A 17,995-nucleotide genomic window follows, 5' to 3' on the forward strand; every position below is an offset into this window, starting at 1 on the left:
GATGGGAGGGTGCCCGTGAACGCCCGCAGCGATGCCCAACGCAGCCGAGTGCTGCTGGTCGAGGCCGTCCGCAGCCTGCTGCAGGCGGGCAGGGTCGGCTTCTCCATCCCCGAACTCGCCGCCGAGGCGGGTGTCGGTGTCGCCACCGCCTACCGCCACTTCCCGACGCCGCAGGACGCGATGCGGGCGTTCCACGGCCGTGCGATCGAGCTACTGCTGGAAGCCTTCTCGCAGATCGACGCCGAGTACCCGCCGCCTGGCGACCACCGAACGCCTTCCGTCGCAGCCGACCCGATCGAGCGCTTCCACCGATTCTGCGCCGCCTGGGTGGATCAGGCCATGCAGTGGGGCGCGGCCGTTCGCTACGTCCGCAGCAGCGCCGGATTCATCGAACGCCTCTCCGACGGTGACGAGGCCATCACGGCCATGCACGACATCCTCGCCGACGTCCTGGAATCCCTGGCCCGCGCGGGTAAGACCACCGAATTCGACGTGACCTACGCGGTCCTGCTGTGGATCACCATCTTCGACGAACGCGTCGTCTACGACCTCGCCGAACACCGCCACTGGAAGCCCGCCGACATCACCGACCACCTCACCCGCGCCGTCGCGGGTGCACTCGATATCACGATCTGACCTACTTCATCGGTTCCCTGTGTGCGTGGTCCGCTCGGCCGTCAAGGTGTGAGCTCCATGGCCTCTTCCAGGGTGATCGCGCCCTCGACGGCGTGGGCGATGCGGCGGCGGTTGGGGGAGCCCAGGGCTGCGGTGAGGTCCGATCCGTCGTGCTCGGCGAGCAGGTCGCGGGAGTCCCAGACCAGAAGGGTTGCGCTGACGGTGTTTTCGGCGGCGGAGTGGGCGAGGTCGTAGTGGGCACAGGCCGGGACGTGGTCGTAGGTGATCCACAGGTCGTAGCCGGTCATGAACAGGTCAAGGTCGAAATCCACCGACAGGCCCAGCAATTCGCTGCGGCCGTTGTCGTCGACGCCGGCGAATGCCTCGTCCAGGGCCAGCAGGCGGGGGGCCTGCGGGTCGGCCGAATCGAGCATGACGTGGGCGGCGGCGAACAGGGGCAGGTGCAGGGAGACGGACTGCTCACCGCCGGAGAGGGCACTGTGCCGGGCGACGGTGAGGCGGTCCTCGGTGCCGTCAGCGGTGATCAGACTGAACGAGAAGACGCGCCAGGTGCGGTAATCCAGTGTGGTGGCGAGGATTTCGGGGTACGAGCGCTCGGGGTGAGCGGCGCGTGCGGTGCGGATCTCGGCGGCGAAGTGGGCGCGGATGGTGGCCAGATCTTCGGGGCTCAGGTCCGAGGCGTCGCGGTCCAGGAGTTTGCAGACAGCGCGTGCGGATTCGGACAGGTTGTCCGCCAGTACCCAGTGCACGCCGATGGTGTTGCCCGAGGACATGCGGCGCTGCTTCATCTCGGCGCCCATCTGCGCGATGAGTTCGCGTGCGTCGCTGGTCCGCTCATGGATCTGTTGCGCAAGACCGGTCAGCAGCGCGTCCTCCAGGATGCGGCGCTCGGCGTCGGTGAGCAGCAGTTCCTGATCCGAGCGAGCGCCGGCGATGCGCCCGGCGAAATCGGCCAGGGCCGCGGCGCCCTGATCGTCGTGCACCTGGACCACGGTCAGGCCGTCGGCGGCGTCCCATTGCAGGCGGTAGTCCTGGCGGGCGGCGGCCAGCGCGGCGTCGAACTCCTGCAGCGCGGCAGTGACCGCGGTGCGGGTGGACTTGCGGGCCGCCTCGCCTGCGCGCACGGAAGTCGTTGCCGCCGAGAGGTTCTCGAACAGTTCGTGTACCTCGTCGGGCAGGGCCCGCTGTTCGGCCTGCGGGCCGCCGGTCTCGATTCGATACAGCAGCTGCTCGGGCGTGGACCAGGCCGCCTCGGAGCTGGGCCAGCGGCTGTCCCGCGGTGCGCCGAGCAGGCTCAGCAGATCCGGACGGGCATAGGGCGCAAGGTGTTTCACGTCGGCCAGCAGTTCGGTCAGTGCGGTGGCCAGCGAGTCGTGCGCGGCCCGGTACGCACCCTCGGCGGTGCCCACGCCCTCGATCGCGTCGGAGGCGGCCTTGCGCGCGCTCTTCTGCTCGGCGCGTGCCGCCTCGATCCGCTCACGGGCGGCCTCGAGTTCCCGATCGATATCCGCCGCGCCGGCGCCCAGCGCCTCGCGCAGCGTCTCCAGTTTGCGCAGCTGCTCCTCGTAGCCGTCGCGGGCCGCGGCCGCCTCTTCGGCGAACGCCTCGGCCAGATCCCGGGATTCGGACAGGCGGTTGTCGGCCTCACGGGCCCGCTCGTGCTCGCGCTGATGATCCCCGCGCAGGCGCAGCAACACGGTGCCGGTGTTCTCGAAATGCCGGATGGCCGCGGCCAATGCGTCCAGCTCGGCCGGATCGCGCGGGGCGTTGTGGGCCGCGGCGACCGAGCGCACCTTCTTGTCGGCGGCGGTGAATTCGGTGACCGCCTGGTCGAGTTCGCGCTCGGCCTGGGTCACGGCCTCGGCCCGGGTGCGCAGCACGCCCGCGGCCTCGGATACCGCGCGCAGTGCGGAGGTGACGGTGTTGGTGCGGGGGAGGGCCTTGGCGGCGGCCGAGATTCGCGACAGTTCGGTAGTGGCGGACTCTTGCTGTTCGGCGGCCTCGCCCGCGGTCGCCTCGGCGGCCTCGATGGCCGCGGCGAGTTCGGTCAGCCGCAGCTCGCGGCGTGCGGCCCGCGCCGTCGCGCCGATGAACTCGGCGTGCGTCTTGGTGTGCCGCCCGAGTTGGACGCCTTGGTGATAACGGCCGTCCAGCGTGATGGTCACAGGCAGAGCGCCAGGTACGTCGGATGCCACGCCGCTCGTGGTTCCGGCTCGAGCGTCTGCGTTCGTCAGTGCGGAGTGCGCGTCCCCCTTCGTTTTTCCGGCGCGCTTCCGGCCGGAGTCCGCCGTGAGATCCCGGACGGAAGCACGTTGGGGTGACGAGGAAGCGTCCCGCTGGGGCGAGGAGGTGTCGTCGGTTGTCGTGTTGACATCGCTGGATGACGGGGAGTCGGCGGGTTCGTGCGACCGCAGGGAGGAGTCGTCCGACGGGGATGCGCCAACTGCTGAGGACATATCGGCCCAGGAGGATGAACCGTCGGCCGAGTGGGACGACTCGGCGCAGATGCTGTCCGCCAGGGCAATCGACGCCAGAATGTCGGTGACGGTCTCGCGGGGAACAGTCAGGGTGTCGGAATCTTCCTCGACGACCAGTACATCGGCGAGCGTGCGACCGGCCGGACGCAGGTCAGCCGCCGCGGGGAGCAGGAACTGGTCCGAATTATGCTGCGGCAGTTCGGCTTCCGTGGATACCCAGCCATCCAGCAGGTCGGCGGCCTGGAGTGCGGCCTCGATTCCGGCGGCTTGCTCGGGGGTGACGTGGTCGGCGAATCGGACCAGCCGCCACAGTGGTGCACCCGCACGGCCCGAACGGTCGTCGGTGCGCGCTGCGAACGGCGGTGGGGCGTCGTCATTTTCGGCGGCGACCTGCCGCTGCTCGCCGCGCAATTCCTCGGCGCGGGCGGTGGCCTGCTCGGCGCGGGCACTGGCCTCCAAGCGCTGCGCGCGGATCTGTTCGGTGAGTGGCTCGGTGCGTTCGGCCAGGATCTCGGCGAGGGTCGGGGTGTCGTCGGATCCGGCCGCGGCCAGCGCGGTGTCCAGTGCGTCGAACAGGCCGGCGCTCACCGGTTCGTGCACCTCGCGGTGGGTGTCCCACCATTCACGCAGTGCTGCTGCGGTATTCGCGCGGGCAAGGGTGACGGTGGCCTCGGCCTCGGCCAGTTGGGCCGCGGCGGTATCGCGCAGCTCGGTCGTGCGGCCGGCGGTGCGTTCGGCGCGGGTGCGTTCGGCGGCGGCCCCGTCGACCAGGGTGCGGGCCTGGCGTACCGCGCGCACGTCGGCATCGCGTTCCTCGGCGTGGCTGCGCACGGTGGTGGTGAGCTGTTCGGCGCGAGCCTGTTCGGGCAGCGCGGACCAGGCGATGCCCGCTTCCTCCGCGGCCACCCGCAGCTCGTCCTCGCCGCGGGTCAGTGCGGCGGTCGCGGAGTGGACTGTGGCGGTTGCCCGTTCGGATTCCTGGGCACGCTGGTCGACGGCCTGCTGCGCCTTGGTGGACTTGTCACTGTGCACCGCGGCGGAGGTCTCCAGCCGCCGGACGGCGTCGGCGAGGTCGTCCAGCTGCTGCTTGCCCTCGTAGGCACTGGAGCGCTGGAGGGTTTCGCGGTCGGTGTGTGCCTGTTCGTACGCCCGGTCGGCGGCCTCGGCGCGTTGCTCGGCCGCCGCGCGTTCCCCTTCGCGACGCTCGCGCAGTGCGGAGGCCGCGAAAAGCGCGGTACTGGAATGGGTTACCGCGTCCAGGCGGGCTTTGACCTGTTCGACATCGCTCTTGGCCTGCACCGCAAGGTATCTACGGTAGACGTCCACGAACGCGCGAGTGGCGGTGTCGGCCTGCACCAGTCCCTCGAGGGTGCGCCCGACCTCCTCCATATCGCTGAACGAGCGTGCCGCGTCGAGGATGAGCTGCTCGTCCAGTGGCCGCAGGCCGTCGGTGAGCGCCTGCGACAGCCCGCGCGGGTCGAGGTTCTTGGCCAGCTGCGGACGGCGCAGCGTCAGAATGAGATTGATCAGCTGGTCATAGCGCTGCTGTCCGAGCCCGAACATGCGCGCGTCGATCGCGGCGCGATAGTCCACGGGCCGATCGGTGATGGCGTCGGTGCCGATCTGGTCGGCCAGTTGCTTGCGGGTGAGTGGCCGATCGTCGGGGCCGATGAGCGAGAAGTCTACGCCCACACGCCCGTCGGCGACGAAGTACCAGCGGGTCACCTTGTCCGAGGAGCGGGTGGCCCGCATGCCGATACCGACGGTGACGACCTCCGGGTCGTCCCAGTGCCCGCGAGCGAACTCCATCCACACATACGAATACGCCGATTCCTGCTTGCGGTACAGCAGATTCGATTTCATCGTGCGCTCTTCGCCCGCGAACGGATTCAACCGCCGTGGCTCGATCCGCCCGTCGAACACGAACGGAAACAGCACCTCGAGACCCTTGGTCTTGCCCGACCCGTTCGGCCCGCGCAACACCAGCCGCCCATCGGCGAAGCAGAACTCCTGATCCCGATAGTCCCAGAGATTGACGATGCCCGCCCGCGTCGGCACGAATCGAACGCCACCGTGTATGAGCTCCATCATCTCCCCTTCTGTACAGAACCGTTGTGCCGCTCCCGAACTCCACTATTCCGGCATGTCCGTGGCGACCGCCTACCAGCGTGGATCGTGCGGCTCGGAGAACCGGCCTCCCGCTGCATTTTGCGCGTTGATTTGTCGGAAACCGGAGTTTTGAGGCGCAAAAATGTAGCGATAGGCCGGATTCGGCAGTATCGAGGTGTAGCTCGCGCGGGCATAGCCGTTCGGGGGATCGTGTAGTCGTGAGCAGTGTGGCAGCGGTGCAGTACGAGTGCAGGGGCCGTGGACGCAGTCATGCACTCGCCCCTGGTCACCCGGCCGCGTTGTGGAGTTCGGTCGCGGAGGCGACAAGTTATCGGGTGCGGGGCGTGTCCCTGCGATACCGGGCCTACTCGGTGAAGACCAACGGGCTGGGTCTCGCGTCGCTGCGATGAGGTTCGCGCGCTCACGTGTCGGCCTCGGGGAATGAGGCGGCTCGGCCGTCGAGTTTGGTTGCCGCGGCGGCGAATACGGATTCGGCGCAGGTGAGACGACCGCGCCGCGATACCGGGCTGGCGTTGGGATGACGGGGCCGCCTCAGGGGATGGGCCGGCCTGGTTGGAGAGATTCGTTGCCAGCGCGAGAAGTCCGGATTCGGTGCGGGGCGGGGGGTTACGGCTGCGCGGCGATACGGGCCAGCGTCGGGACGACGGCTCGGCAACGGGTTTGTGATGGTGGCCATCGGCGTAGTGATGTGTCGGCCACCAGGAGTGGGCGGTCTGGTCGTCGAGTTCGGTTGCCTGGTGGTCGAGTCCTGATTCGGCGTGGGTGGGACGACTGCGCCGCGATACCGGCCCGGCGTTGGTATGGCGGTTTGGTATCGAGTTGTGGTTGCTACGGGTCTGATCATGCGCCGGCCCCGGGGGCTGGGGCGGCATGATCGCCGAGCTTGGTTGCCGAGGCGAAAAGTTCGGATTCGGCGCGGGTTCGGACGGTGACGACCGCGCCGCGATACCGGGCGAGCGCCGGGAAGATCAGTAGGGCGGGTTCGGAACCGGTGGGTGTGAGTCGTGTTGGTGTGGACGCATTGCCGGCTTCGACCGCGCTCGCGTCGTCGGGCCCATCCGCTTCGTCCGGGGCTCGTTCGGGGGTATCTGCCGATTCGGTGTCGCAGGGGTCCGGGGTGACCTCGGCGTCGTTGGGCGCGACCGTCCCGGATGTGGCCCCGGCATGATTGGGTGTAGGCGCGGTCTGCGCGGTGTGGTCGCCTGGTTTGCCCGCCGTGGCCGCATGGTCCTGGGCGTATTCGTCTGAGGCGTCGGTGGATTCGTCGTTGTGCTCGGCGGGGTGAGGCGCGTCGTCGGCGTGGTCGAGGATCACCGGCTGCACGAGGCGCAGGCGCTCCAGCAGCGACAGGACCTCGCGGGTGAGGCCGGGGACGTCGGCCTGCCACTGGGCGGCGAAGGTGGAACCGTAACGGTGAGTGAGGGCTTGGACGGTTTCGGCGATCCAGGTCATCGGGATCACCGGGTAGGTCATCCCCTCCACCGTGTCGTCGGAATCATCCGATTCCCAGGAATCATACTGTGCGACATCGTGATCCGAGGACACGACCAGCGGCGCGAAGATGGTCGACTGCGGAATCGCCTCGTCCAGGGCGGCGGCCAGCGCGGGGTCGTGCTCGGGGCGGGGGCGGCGCTGGACCGGGTTGTCGAAATCCAGGACCAGGTCCGCGATCTCGCCGACCAGCAGCAGCGCCACCTGAGCAAGGGTTCCGGTGCTGGGAAAACGAATGTCGGAGAAGCGGCCGGACGTGTCGATCAGCGCCACGCCCTCGGCACGGCGTTCGGCGTGCAGCCCGGTGAGCAGTTCGACCTCGGCGACGACCTTCTCCACCGCGAGCTGTGCCCGCTCGTCCTCGCCGAGCTCGTCGGTGTACACCACCGGCCGCTCGACCAGTGCTCGCCGGACCCGCCGGGCAGCGGCAGCGCGTGTCTGCCCGGCGGAAGCCGTTGCGCGGGATTCGGATTCGTCATCGAGCAGCCCGCGCACACTCCGCAGATGCTGGAGTACGCGTGGCGGGCGGAAGATCGCGAACACCACCGCGCGATCGATGTCGTAGAGCGCCTCACCGGCCTCCGGATCCGCGGCCCACCCCCCGGCGTCGCCATCGGCGAGCGTCAAGGCGCCCCGTGCAGCGAGCCAGGCCACCGCATCCACGAAGGCGTCACGGTCGGCAGCCCGGTCGGTGGACAGCTCGAGACCGTCCACACGCGTCGCGTAGGAGGCGACTTGATCCGCCAACTCGGACAGCGTGGTCTGATCGCCCGCTCGCCCCAGCGCCGCCAACGCCAGCGACAGGTACGCGTAGCGTCGCCGATCGAACACCCGCTCTGCGGGCGTGCGCGCGGGCCGACCCGGTTCCAGCCGATCGTGCAGGGGAAAAAGCCTCGCGGTCGTCTCGGTAACCTCGAGCCGATACCCGAACAACTCGGCGAGATCCTCCCGCAGCTCGGTAGCCCAGCGCCGCATCAGCGGCAACGCGATACGATCCGGATAGCTGCGCGTAACAAGATGATTCGCCAGAATCACCCGAGCGGCCCGCTGATAGCTGTCGAGAGCCAGCGAATCAATGCTGCGTGCATTGATCATGGCTGTGCCCCCTCGACCCCGGCCACCGCGGTTTTGGGCGCGGCAGCGGCGGGCGCGTCGACATCCGACACGGCAGTGGTGCGCGTGGCCGCCTCATCTGCGGCTGCGCCAGGCGCACCGGCTTTGATTGTGTCGGCGTGACTCACGGTTGTGCCGCCTTCGCCCGGGCAGCGAGAGTCTCCGAAGAGGTGGCGTTGGGACCGGCGGTGCTGGGTTTGGTACTGCTTGGGGCGGTGCTCGTGGATGCCGCAATGTCGGACTCTGCGACGTCGGTCGCGGTGTTCTCGGGTGCGGCGGTTTGGGAAAAAGCGGCGTTGGGTGCGGCGATCTTGGGTGCGGCGGTCTTGGTGGCGGATGCGTTGGGTGCGGCGGTTTTGGGGGCGGAAGCGGTTCGGGTGCGACCGTTGTCGCGTACCTCGAGGCGACGTCCGTTGAGATGTAACAGTCCGTTGGTCGTGCGTACGAACGTCGAGCCCGGATGTGTGGAGACGGTGAGGGTGACCCCGCTCTCGGATCCGGTGGTACCGGTTCGCCCGCTGACGGGCACCCAGGCGGTCGAGGCGGCGTCCAGCAGCTTCAGCAACACCTCGGTTTCCCCGTCGTCCAGCACCCGCTCGTGCACATCGCCGGAGGCCAGGGACTGGGCGGCCGCCGCGCGTGCGCGTTGTGCGTCCAGCTGGGCCTGGCGCAGTCGTCGGATGCCCGCGTCGTTGCGCGAGATGCGGGAAGGGGCGCCGGGCGAGGGCGGGCGGCCGGTCTCGGCGAGGGTTCGGGCGATCTCCAATGGTGGTGCGTCCCACCAGGATCGGTGCGCCGGGATGACATCGGCGTCCGGATGCTCCATGGACAGGTGGCGTGGTCGCCCCAGCCCGAAGACGATGTCGAACAACGCGTGGGCGGATTCGGCGGTGGGCGCGGCGGTGAACCAGCCGGCCAGGTGCCGCAGCGCCGACTCGCGACTCACCCCGCCCTTGCGGGTCTCGGTGACCCGGCGCAGCAGCGACAGCACCGCCGCGATCGCGCTCATCGTCGCATCCCGCAGCCGCTCGGCCTCGGTGGCCGAATTACCTTCGCCCGCACCGATATCCGAGGCGGTCGCGACGAACCACCCGCGCAACCCGTGCCAGCGGTCCCGCCAGTCGTCCTGACGCTCGGTCACGCTCAGCAGCACCCGCTCGTCACACGCTCCGGCCCGCGCGATCATCTCCTCGACCCCGGTGTCCTCGACCTCGGCGATCGCGGCGGCCAGGCGTGGTGCGAACCGCGCCAGATCCATGCTGAATTCGCGCATATGCGCCAGCAGGGCATCCTTGTGCGCGAGAAATGATTCCGGTGTTGCCTCGGTGGTCCGCACCAGGTCACCGAGGGTGAGGTAGAAGTGCGCGGCCCGCTCGGCCAGCTCCGACAGCGCCGTGTCCAGGCGATTGAGGATGCGGTAGACCCGCTCGGCATCGCCGTTGCGGTTGGCCTTCGCCAGGGCCTCGAGATCCGCCAGCAACTCCGGCAGGACCAGTCGCGACAGCGACGCCTCGTCCAGCCGCGCCCCCAGCACGTCGGACACCGCCCGATACGCGTGATACCCGCTCTGCGAGAACTGGTACACGAAGTGCCGATTGCGATATTCCGCCAGGGTCGCCGCGCGCGTTCCGTCGTAGCTGCGTTCCAGCACACCCCACTGATGCAACTGCTCGAGCAGCGGCCCCACCTCGCTAGCGGACAACCGGGGCGCGTCGGGAAACCGAGTCAGTGTCTCAGCGACATCGCTGGAATGCAGCAGCACCACATAGGCCGCCCGCGCGTGGTCGAACGCACGCAACACCCACAGATACTCACCGCGCTTCTCGGCGGTGGCGAAGGTGAACAGCCGCAGCCGATCCTCCGCGACCGCCGCATCCATACCCGCCGGGGCGAATGCGACCCGTCCACGCGGAATCGCCGACCCGTCGAACAGCGCGTCGGCTCGAGAGAAGGGTGCCCCCGGCGCACCAACCTGCTCGACCTGCGGCGCGGCCGAACTGCCGTGCGCCCGCCCCCCGGCACGCGTGACCGTTCGAGCCTCCGATCGCCCGGACCTTGTGCGCACCGGCGAATTCTGGGTCGCAGGCGCTTCGGCAGCGCGCGAATCCGGTTCCTCGACAGCACTTCGGTTCGCGCCGCCCCGAGTCGCTGTCGGTGTGACCGCGGCACCCTGTGCTGCCCGTTCGTCCGATCGTGCATCGGTCCTGCCGACCAACTCCTCGACGCGCAAGGTCGCATCGGTCCCGGCCTCCGCCTGCCCGGCCGGTGTGTCGGCCGACGCGACTTGGGGCGCAGGCGTTTCGGCGGAGTGCGAGCCCTGTCCGTTGCCGACGCGCTTGTCGGGGCCGCTGTGAGCTGTCGTCGGCCCGGTCGAGCGGCTCTGTGCTGCCAGGTCGGACGGTCGAGGATCGGATCCGCTCGCCTGCTGTGCGCGTGTGGTCGTGCTGGGTTCGGCGTCCGATCGCTCGGCCTGGGGCGCAGGCGGTTCGGTGGGGTGTGATTCCGGCCCGCGTCCGGTGTGCTCGTCCGCTGCGGAACCCTGCGCCGCCGACGGCGCGGCGTCGGGTAGCAATCGTTCAGCGGACTCGGTCACCGGGACAGGGTAGTACCCGCATCCGGGTGCGTGACGCCGTGGCTGTGCATCGGCGTGCCGTTCGCCCCGGAATGGGCGGTTACGGTGCGCCGACGGTTACCGCGGAACGTTCCACTGTGAGCAGGCTCTCCTCGTTGTGCTCGGCGTGATAGGCCCGCCCGCCACCGTTCAGACCGAACAGTCGCTTCGACCACAAAAGCCAGATCACGGCGGCGATATTGATCGCCAGCATCCCCACGCGCAGGACGGTGATCTTCTCGGTGAGCTCGTAGATCTCCAGCGGCAGGAAGATCGCGGTCGCGACCACGGCGAAGTACTCACCCCAGCGCTGCCCCAGCCACAGCCCGATCGCCTCGATCAATTCGATCACGGCGTAGGCGAGCAACCCGGCCGCGATCAAGGTCAGCACCGTGGGGGACAGCTTCCACCCCTCCTCGATGAAGTGAATGATCTTCGAGTTGTCCGGATTCCAGCCGAGCTGGTCCGCGATGGGCCGGATCAGCGGCATCTCCTTGTCGAAGGCGTCGTGCAGCTTGCCCTGCGAATTGCGCACCTTGAACACCCCGGCGGCGAGCGCGATGAACAACAGCGCGCGAAAGATCCGTTCCAGGGCCAGCAGCCGCATGATGAACCGGTCGCGCAGCAGCCGCCCGCGCGGCACCGCGGGCGCCTCGTCGGCCGGGCCGCTGGCGGCGGCCTCGCCGACGACGAAATCACCGCAGCGCAGGCAGCGCCACGCTTGTCCGGCGGGTGTCGAAACATGCAGGCGCGCGGCGAGTTCGGTCTCATCCGGCGCGTAGGTGGCATGCCCCCGCCACGAGCAGGTCCGCAGACTGAAGTCCATCGCAGGAGGGTAACAACGAATTGCCGGATTCCCGAAGCAATATCGGCCGCATCGAGCCACCACGCGAAAGGCCGACGATGGAACAGGCCCGCTCACATGGCGAGCGAGCGCAAACGGTCCAGGTAGCTGTGCGTGCGTGGATCCTCCGGATAACGCTCGATCATCTCCCGGGCCGCCTCCCCGGCGATCCACATGAACGACGGCAGCGAACGGCGCCTGCCCTCGAACGCGCGCAACCCCTCGTCCACGGCGAGGTCCAGATCGTTCCCGCGCACCGCGACCACGGACAGGGTCAGCTGAGCCTCGGACAGCCGCATAGGTTTGAGTACCGTACCGCCCGGTCCGGTGGCCGTCCGGATGACCTGTCGTGCATAGGTTTGCGCGAGCTTGTCCTCGCCGACCACGCGGCAGCAGTCCATGGTGTAGAAGTCGAACTTCTGCGGATCGACCACGAAGTGATTGTCCAGATTCACCGGATGGTCCAGCCGGTCCAGGATCGCACGCCCGCGAGTCAGCGCCGCGTCCATCGCCGAACGATCGCCCATGCGCGCCCAGGCCTTGGCCTGCTGCGCGGCCAGTTGCACTCCGACGCCGAGTTGCCGCGTGTCGGCCACCGCCGCGTCGGCGACATCGATCGCCCCGCGGTAGTTGCCCTGGGTCAGCGCGAACCACGCGGCCATTTCCGCACCCCAGCCGAGGATTTCGGGATGGTCGGACTCCTTGCCCAGCGACAGGGCGGCGCGGCGTGTGGCCTCGGCCTCGGTGCGTCGGCCGAGGTCGTAGTCCACGCAGCCGACCAGCAACGCGACCCAGCCCGCCAGCACCAGCACCTCGCGATGCTGCGCCAAGGTAAGCCGACCGTCCAGTAGGGATGTGATGCGGCGCAACCAGGTCGTGCCCTCGGTGTGCAGATCATGCGGGTCGGCACAGGGATATTCGCAGCACAGCCGCTCGGCGGTGATCCGGATAGCGTCCAGGGTCGCCGCGGATACATCCGACATGCGCAGGCGGCCAAGGAATTCCAGGGTGTCCATGCCGATCGAGGAGAGCAGCTCGTCGTCCCGGCTGGGCCGGGCCTTGGGGAAGAACGCCGCGGTGACCGTATCGAACGCCGCGGCGATGATCGGGGCGTAGAAATCGTCCGGGCGCGATTCGCCCGATTCCCAACGGCGCCAATTGCGTAGCAGCGTCGAGTCCGTCGGCAGGTTGTGCGAGGTCTTGGCCCGCATCGCGCGCACCGCCTCCGTTTGTGACCACCCCCGCGCGTCGCGTTCGGCACGCATCCTGACTGCCCAGACGGGCCGATCGTCACCAGCGGTCACTCCACTAGTATCCCATCAGTTAACGCAAGATGGCCCGGATAGGGCATTCGAATGTCAGTGTATTGACATCTGCAATTGCATTTGAGAATGTTGCATGCTCGATACGGGCAGCTCTTCGCCCCCTGGCAACGCCCTAGCTTCGAAGTCGACGGCGTTGTCGTGCACCGCAGTACCTCGTCTTGGCAGTACCCCGCGCCTCGGTGCGGGTGATCCGACAACAGAACAGCGAATCCTTGACCAGATCCAACGGAGGTTCGGGTGGAAGCGTTGATCTATGGGTATGTGCGTGACGAACTGGCCGAAGGCCATTCGCAGGAGCTCGAGGACGCGATGTGCGATCTCGCGGCTTCGGCAGGGCTGTGCTTCGCCGCGACATTCCATGAATCGACTTATGGGGACGGCACGGCGTTCGCGGAGCTGACCGCCGAACTCAAGCGCGCCGACGCGCATCACGTGGTGGTTCCTTCACTGGATCACCTGGCGGGACAGACGATCCCGCGCGAGATCCTGCTTGCCAAGCTGGCGGGCGAGGCAGCGGCCCAGATCTGGACCGTCGAGGATCAGTAACCGGCAGTGCGGCGCCGCCCCCGGCGTTTATCCCGAGCGAACTCAATGCCCGCACGGATATCGCTGGGGGCCGGTACTTTTGCCGTCGAGGCGCCTCGCCGAGAGGAAGCGGCGAGGCGTGTCTACATTCCGAAGCCGGCCGCCGGGCCGCCCCGGCGGCGCAGGTACTTCTCGAATTCCGCGGCGATGGCGTCGCCATCGATCTTGGCCATGGCCTCGTTGAGGTCGACCGCGTCACCGCGCTCCTCGAGCGAGCGGACGTAGTCGGTGACCTCCTCGTCGCCGGCGGTCATCTCGTCCACCGCAGACTCCCAGTCCTCGGCTTGGGCGGGCAGCTCGCCGAGCGGGACCTCGATGTCCAGGACCTCTTCGACCCGGTGCAGCAGCGCGATGGTGGCCTTCGGATTCGGCGGCTGCGAGACGTAATGCGGCACGGCCGCCCAGAACGAGATCGCCGGAACGCCCGCGCGCACGCACGCGTCCTGCAACACTCCGGTGATTCCGGTCGGCCCCTCGTACCGGGTCTGCTCGAGGTTGAACTGCTCGGCCGCCTCCTTGTTGTAGGCGGTGCCCGTCACCGGGACGGGCCGGGTATGCGGGGTGTCGGCGAGCAGTGCGCCCAGAATGACCACCGTGCTGACGTGCAGCTGCTCCACCAGTTCCAGGATGTCGTCGCAGAAGCTGCGCCATCGCATATTCGGCTCGATACCGTGCAGTAACACCACGTCACGCTCGCTGCCCGGGGGCGAGCACACCGATAGCGTCGTCGCCGGCCACTGAATCTCCCTGGTCACCCCGTCGACCTGGCGCACCGTCGGGCGGTTCACCTGGTAGTCGTAGTAGTCCTCGGAGTCCAATTCGGCGAGGGGTTCGGCGTCCCAGATCAGCTCCAGATGCTCGACGGCGCCGCTGGAGGCGTCGGCGGCGTCGTTCCAGCCCTCGAAGGCGGCGACGAGCACCGGATCGCGCAGCGACGGCAGGTCCGGATCGGGTGATGCACTGGCGTTCACCCGGTCAGCCTACGGCTTTCCTGGCCTGGTGTTCACGGCATATTGATCGACAGGGCGTGTCGACGCTGGATGTATGCGGTATGCGTGTCATACCCCTATGTGTTCGAGTGTGGCGCGGGACACACTCGCCCTCGGTTACCTGGTCCTTACCCCGCGCACGGGTCGGGGCTGGTCCGCGCTGTCGGTGCCGACCTCTACTCTTTAGTACATGTCCTCCCCACGCATCGAATTCGATACCACCTTGTTGGACACGCTCTCCCGGCGTGTGGTGATCGGCGACGGCGCGATGGGCACCATGCTTCAGGCCGCGGATCTGTCGCTGGACGATTTCCGTGGCTTGGAGGGTTGCAACGAGATCCTCAACGAAACCCGCCCCGACGTGCTGCGCAGCATCCACCGGGCATACTTCGAGGCCGGGGCCGACGCGGTCGAGACCAACACCTTCGGTTGCAACCTGCCGAACCTGGCCGATTACGACATCTCCGACCGCATCCGCGACCTGTCCGAGCGCGGCACCCGCCTGGCCCGCGAGGTCGCCGACGAGATGGGCCGCACATCCGACGGCACCGCCCGCTATGTTCTGGGCTCGATGGGCCCCGGCACCAAACTGCCCACGCTGGGCCACGCCCCTTTCGCCGCCCTGCGCGACGCCTACACCGAGGCCGCGTTGGGCATGCTGGACGGTGGCGCCGACGCGATCCTGATCGAGACCTGCCAGGACTTACTTCAGGTCAAGGCAGCGATCACGGGTTCGCGCCGGGCGATGCAGCGCGCGGGCCGCCGCATCCCGATCATCACCCACGTCACAGTGGAGACCACCGGCACGATGCTGGTAGGCAGCGAGATCGGCGCCGCGCTGACCGCGATCGAGCCGCTGGGCACCGACATGATCGGGCTGAATTGCGCGACCGGCCCGGCCGAGATGAGCGAACATCTGCGGCATCTGTCCAAGCACGCCCGGGTGCCGGTGTCGGTGATGCCCAACGCGGGTCTGCCGGTGCTGGGCCCCAACGGCGCGGAATACCCCTTGGCCCCCGAGGAGTTGGCCGCCGCGCTGAGCGGTTTCGTCTCCGAGTTCGGCCTGTCGCTGGTCGGCGGTTGCTGCGGCACCACCCCCGAGCACATTCGCCAGGTCGCCGCCGCGGTGCGCGAAACCCGTTCCGGCGTACGCAATCCGGTGCACGAACCGAGCGTGTCGAGCATGTACACCGCGGTCCCGTTCGAGCAGGACGCCTCGGTGCTGATGATCGGCGAGCGCACGAACGCGAACGGTTCCAAGGCGTTCCGCGATGCCATGCTGGCCGAGGACTGGCAGAAGTGCCTGGACATCGCCAAGGACCAGACCCGCGACGGCGCGCACATGCTGGACCTGTGCGTCGACTACGTCGGCCGCGACGGCACCCTCGACATGCAGGCCCTGGCCTCGCGCCTGGCCACCTCCTCGACCCTGCCGATCATGCTGGACTCCACCGAAACCCCCGTGCTGAGGGCGGGCCTGGAGCATCTGGGCGGCCGCTGCGCGGTCAACTCGGTGAACTACGAGGACGGCGACGGCCCGGAGTCCCGATACGTCAAGACCATGGAGCTGGTCGCCGAGCACGGCGCGGCGGTCGTCGCGCTGACCATCGACGAGCAGGGCCAGGCCCGCACCGCCGAGCACAAGGTGGCGATCGCGGAGCGTCTGATCGCCGACATCACCGGCAATTGGGGGCTGCTCGAGTCCGACATCATCATCGACACCCTGACCTTCACCTTGGGCACCGGCCAGGAGGAGTCCCGCCGCGACGGCCTCGAAACCATCGAGGCCATCCGCCAACTCAAGCGCCGCCACCCCGATGTGCAGACCACCCTGGGCCTGTCGAACATCTCCTTCGGTCTGAACCCAGCCGCCCGCCAGGTGCTGAATTCGGTGTTCATGCACGAATGTGTCGAGGCCGGGCTGGATTCGGCGATCGTGCACGCCTCGAAGATTCTGCCGATCAGCCGCATTCCCGACGAGCACCGCGAGACGGCGCTCGATCTTGTGTACGACCGCCGCCGTGAGGGCTACGACCCGCTGCAGAAGTTGATGGCTCTGTTCGAGGGTGTGTCCACTGCCTCGTCCAGGGCCTCGCGCGCCGAGGAACTGGCCGCGCTGCCGCTGTTCGACAGGCTGGAGCGGCGCATCGTCGACGGCGAGCGAAACGGCATGGAGTCCGATCTGGACGAGGCCATGGAGTCGGTTCCACCGCTACAGATCATCAACGAGACCCTGCTGTCGGGCATGAAGACGGTGGGTGAGCTGTTCGGGTCCGGGCAGATGCAGTTGCCGTTCGTGCTGCAGTCCGCCGAGGTGATGAAGGCCGCGGTCGCGCACCTGGAACCGCATATGGAGTCCACCGACGACGCGGGCAAGGGCCGCATCGTGCTGGCCACGGTGAAGGGCGATGTGCACGACATCGGCAAGAACCTGGTCGACATCATCCTGTCCAACAACGGCTACGAGGTGGTGAACCTCGGCATCAAGCAGCCCATCGCGACGATCCTGGACGCGGCGGTGGACAAGAAGGCCGATGTGATCGGCATGTCCGGGCTGCTGGTCAAGTCCACCGTGGTGATGAAGGAGAACCTCGAGGAGCTGAACTCCCGGGGTGTGTCCGACCAGTTCCCGGTGCTGCTCGGCGGCGCGGCCCTGACCCGCTCCTACGTCGAGAACGACCTCACCGACGTCTACACGGGCGATGTGCACTACGCGCGTGACGCGTTCGAGGGCCTGCGGCTGATGGACGAGATCATGACCGTCAAGCGCGGCGGCGGTACCGATCCCGACAGTCCGGCGGCGATCGCCGAGAAGCAGAAGACCGCCGAGCGCAAGGCCCGGCACGAGCGCTCCAAACGGATCGCGGCCGAACGCAAGGCCGCCGAGGTGCCCGTGGAGGTGCCCGCCCGTTCGGATGTCGCCGCCGACCTACCGGTGGCGGTGCCGCCGTTCTGGGGCAGCCGGGTGGTCAAAGGCGTCTCGCTGCAGGACTATTCGGGCCTGCTGGACGAGCGCGCGCTGTTCCTGGGCCAGTGGGGCCTGCGCGGCCAGCGTGGTGGCGAGGGACCGAGCTACGAGGAGTTGGTGGAGTCCGAGGGCCGTCCCCGGCTGCGCTACTGGCTCGACCGGCTCACCGCCGAGGGTGTGCTCGCGCACGCCGCACTGGTCTACGGCTATTTCCCGGCCGTCTCCGAGGGCGATGACGTGATCGTGCTCAGCGAGGCGAACCCTGGTGCGGCCGAGCGCTATCGGTTCACTTTCCCGCGCCAGCAACGCGACCGCTTCCTGTGCATCGCGGATTTCATACGTTCGCGCGAACTCGCGGCACAATCCGGACAGGTGGACGTGTTGCCGTTCCAACTTGTCACGATGGGTCAGCCGATCGCCGATTTTGCCAACGAGTTGTTCGCGCAGAACAATTACCGCGATTACCTCGAGGTGCACGGCATCGGCGTGCAGCTGACCGAGGCCCTCGCCGAATACTGGCATCGTCGCATCCGCGAAGAGCTTGTGCTGGAAGGACATTCGGTCTCCGACGAGGACCCGTCCGATGTGCTGGACTACTTCAAACTCGGATATCGTGGCGCCCGTTACTCATTCGGCTACGGCGCGTGCCCGGAACTGGAAGATCGTGCGAAACTGGTGTCGCTACTGGATTCCGAGCGCATCGGTGTCACACTGTCCGAAGAGTTGCAACTGCATCCAGAGCAGTCGACGGATGCGTTCGTCCTACTGCATCCGGAAGCGAAATACTTTAACGCTTAGGATATTCAAGTTTTCCGGGCTCGCGCAG

The 17,995-nt window shown here is 68.0% G+C and carries 8 protein-coding genes and 2 pseudogenes; 4 read left to right on the forward strand and 6 right to left on the reverse strand.

What is annotated here, in order from left to right; genetic code table 11:
- Positions 1–9 precede the first annotated feature (9 nt).
- The gene (locus JZ791_RS13485; RefSeq protein ID WP_216894680.1) at positions 10–636 is read left to right on the forward strand and encodes a TetR/AcrR family transcriptional regulator; all 627 of its coding nucleotides are present in this window, start codon (positions 10–12) and stop codon (positions 634–636) included.
- Positions 637–677: 41 nt separating this feature from the next.
- Here JZ791_RS13485 and JZ791_RS13490 read toward each other — a convergent pair whose 3' ends face one another.
- Entirely contained in the window at positions 678–5,201 is a 4,524-nt protein-coding gene (locus JZ791_RS13490; RefSeq protein WP_216894730.1) for an SbcC/MukB-like Walker B domain-containing protein, read from the reverse strand.
- A 239-nt stretch (positions 5,202–5,440) separates the two neighbouring features.
- Here JZ791_RS13490 and JZ791_RS13495 point away from each other — a divergent pair, with 239 nt between their 5' ends.
- On the forward strand, positions 5,441–5,632 hold the full coding sequence (locus JZ791_RS13495; RefSeq protein ID WP_216894682.1) for a hypothetical protein: 192 nt from the start codon (positions 5,441–5,443) through the stop codon (positions 5,630–5,632).
- Between the two features lie 922 nt (positions 5,633–6,554).
- On the opposite strand, the pseudogene JZ791_RS13500 reads toward JZ791_RS13495, so the two are convergent.
- The 4 genes and pseudogenes from JZ791_RS13500 to JZ791_RS13515 all read right to left on the reverse strand — a co-directional run.
- Positions 6,555–7,826, reverse strand: a pseudogene (locus JZ791_RS13500) (DUF2398 family protein); the annotation flags it as partial.
- A 412-nt stretch (positions 7,827–8,238) separates the two neighbouring features.
- A pseudogene (locus tag JZ791_RS13505) lies at positions 8,239–9,699 on the reverse strand (TIGR02677 family protein); the annotation flags it as partial.
- Between the two features lie 820 nt (positions 9,700–10,519).
- Positions 10,520–11,284: a DUF2127 domain-containing protein gene (locus JZ791_RS13510; RefSeq protein ID WP_216894684.1), complete on the reverse strand. Its 765-nt coding sequence runs from the start codon at positions 11,282–11,284 to the stop codon at positions 10,520–10,522.
- A 92-nt stretch (positions 11,285–11,376) separates the two neighbouring features.
- Complete coding sequence (locus JZ791_RS13515) at positions 11,377–12,606, reverse strand: helix-turn-helix domain-containing protein (RefSeq protein ID WP_308162910.1); 1,230 nt, start codon at positions 12,604–12,606, stop codon at positions 11,377–11,379.
- Positions 12,607–12,864: 258 nt separating this feature from the next.
- On the opposite strand from JZ791_RS13515, the gene JZ791_RS13520 reads away from it, so the two are divergent.
- Complete coding sequence (locus tag JZ791_RS13520) at positions 12,865–13,173, forward strand: hypothetical protein (protein ID WP_216894685.1); 309 nt, start codon at positions 12,865–12,867, stop codon at positions 13,171–13,173.
- Positions 13,174–13,295: 122 nt separating this feature from the next.
- On the opposite strand, the gene JZ791_RS13525 is transcribed toward JZ791_RS13520, so the two are convergent.
- Complete coding sequence (locus JZ791_RS13525) at positions 13,296–14,183, reverse strand: PAC2 family protein (protein ID WP_216894687.1); 888 nt, start codon at positions 14,181–14,183, stop codon at positions 13,296–13,298.
- Positions 14,184–14,391: 208 nt separating this feature from the next.
- On the opposite strand from JZ791_RS13525, the gene metH reads away from it, so the two are divergent.
- Positions 14,392–17,967: a methionine synthase gene (gene metH / locus JZ791_RS13530; protein ID WP_216894689.1), complete on the forward strand. Its 3,576-nt coding sequence runs from the start codon at positions 14,392–14,394 to the stop codon at positions 17,965–17,967.
- Positions 17,968–17,995: the final 28 nt, after the last annotated feature.

The organism is Nocardia alni, assembly GCF_019038435.1.
Lineage (GTDB): Bacteria > Actinomycetota > Actinomycetes > Mycobacteriales > Mycobacteriaceae > Nocardia > Nocardia alni.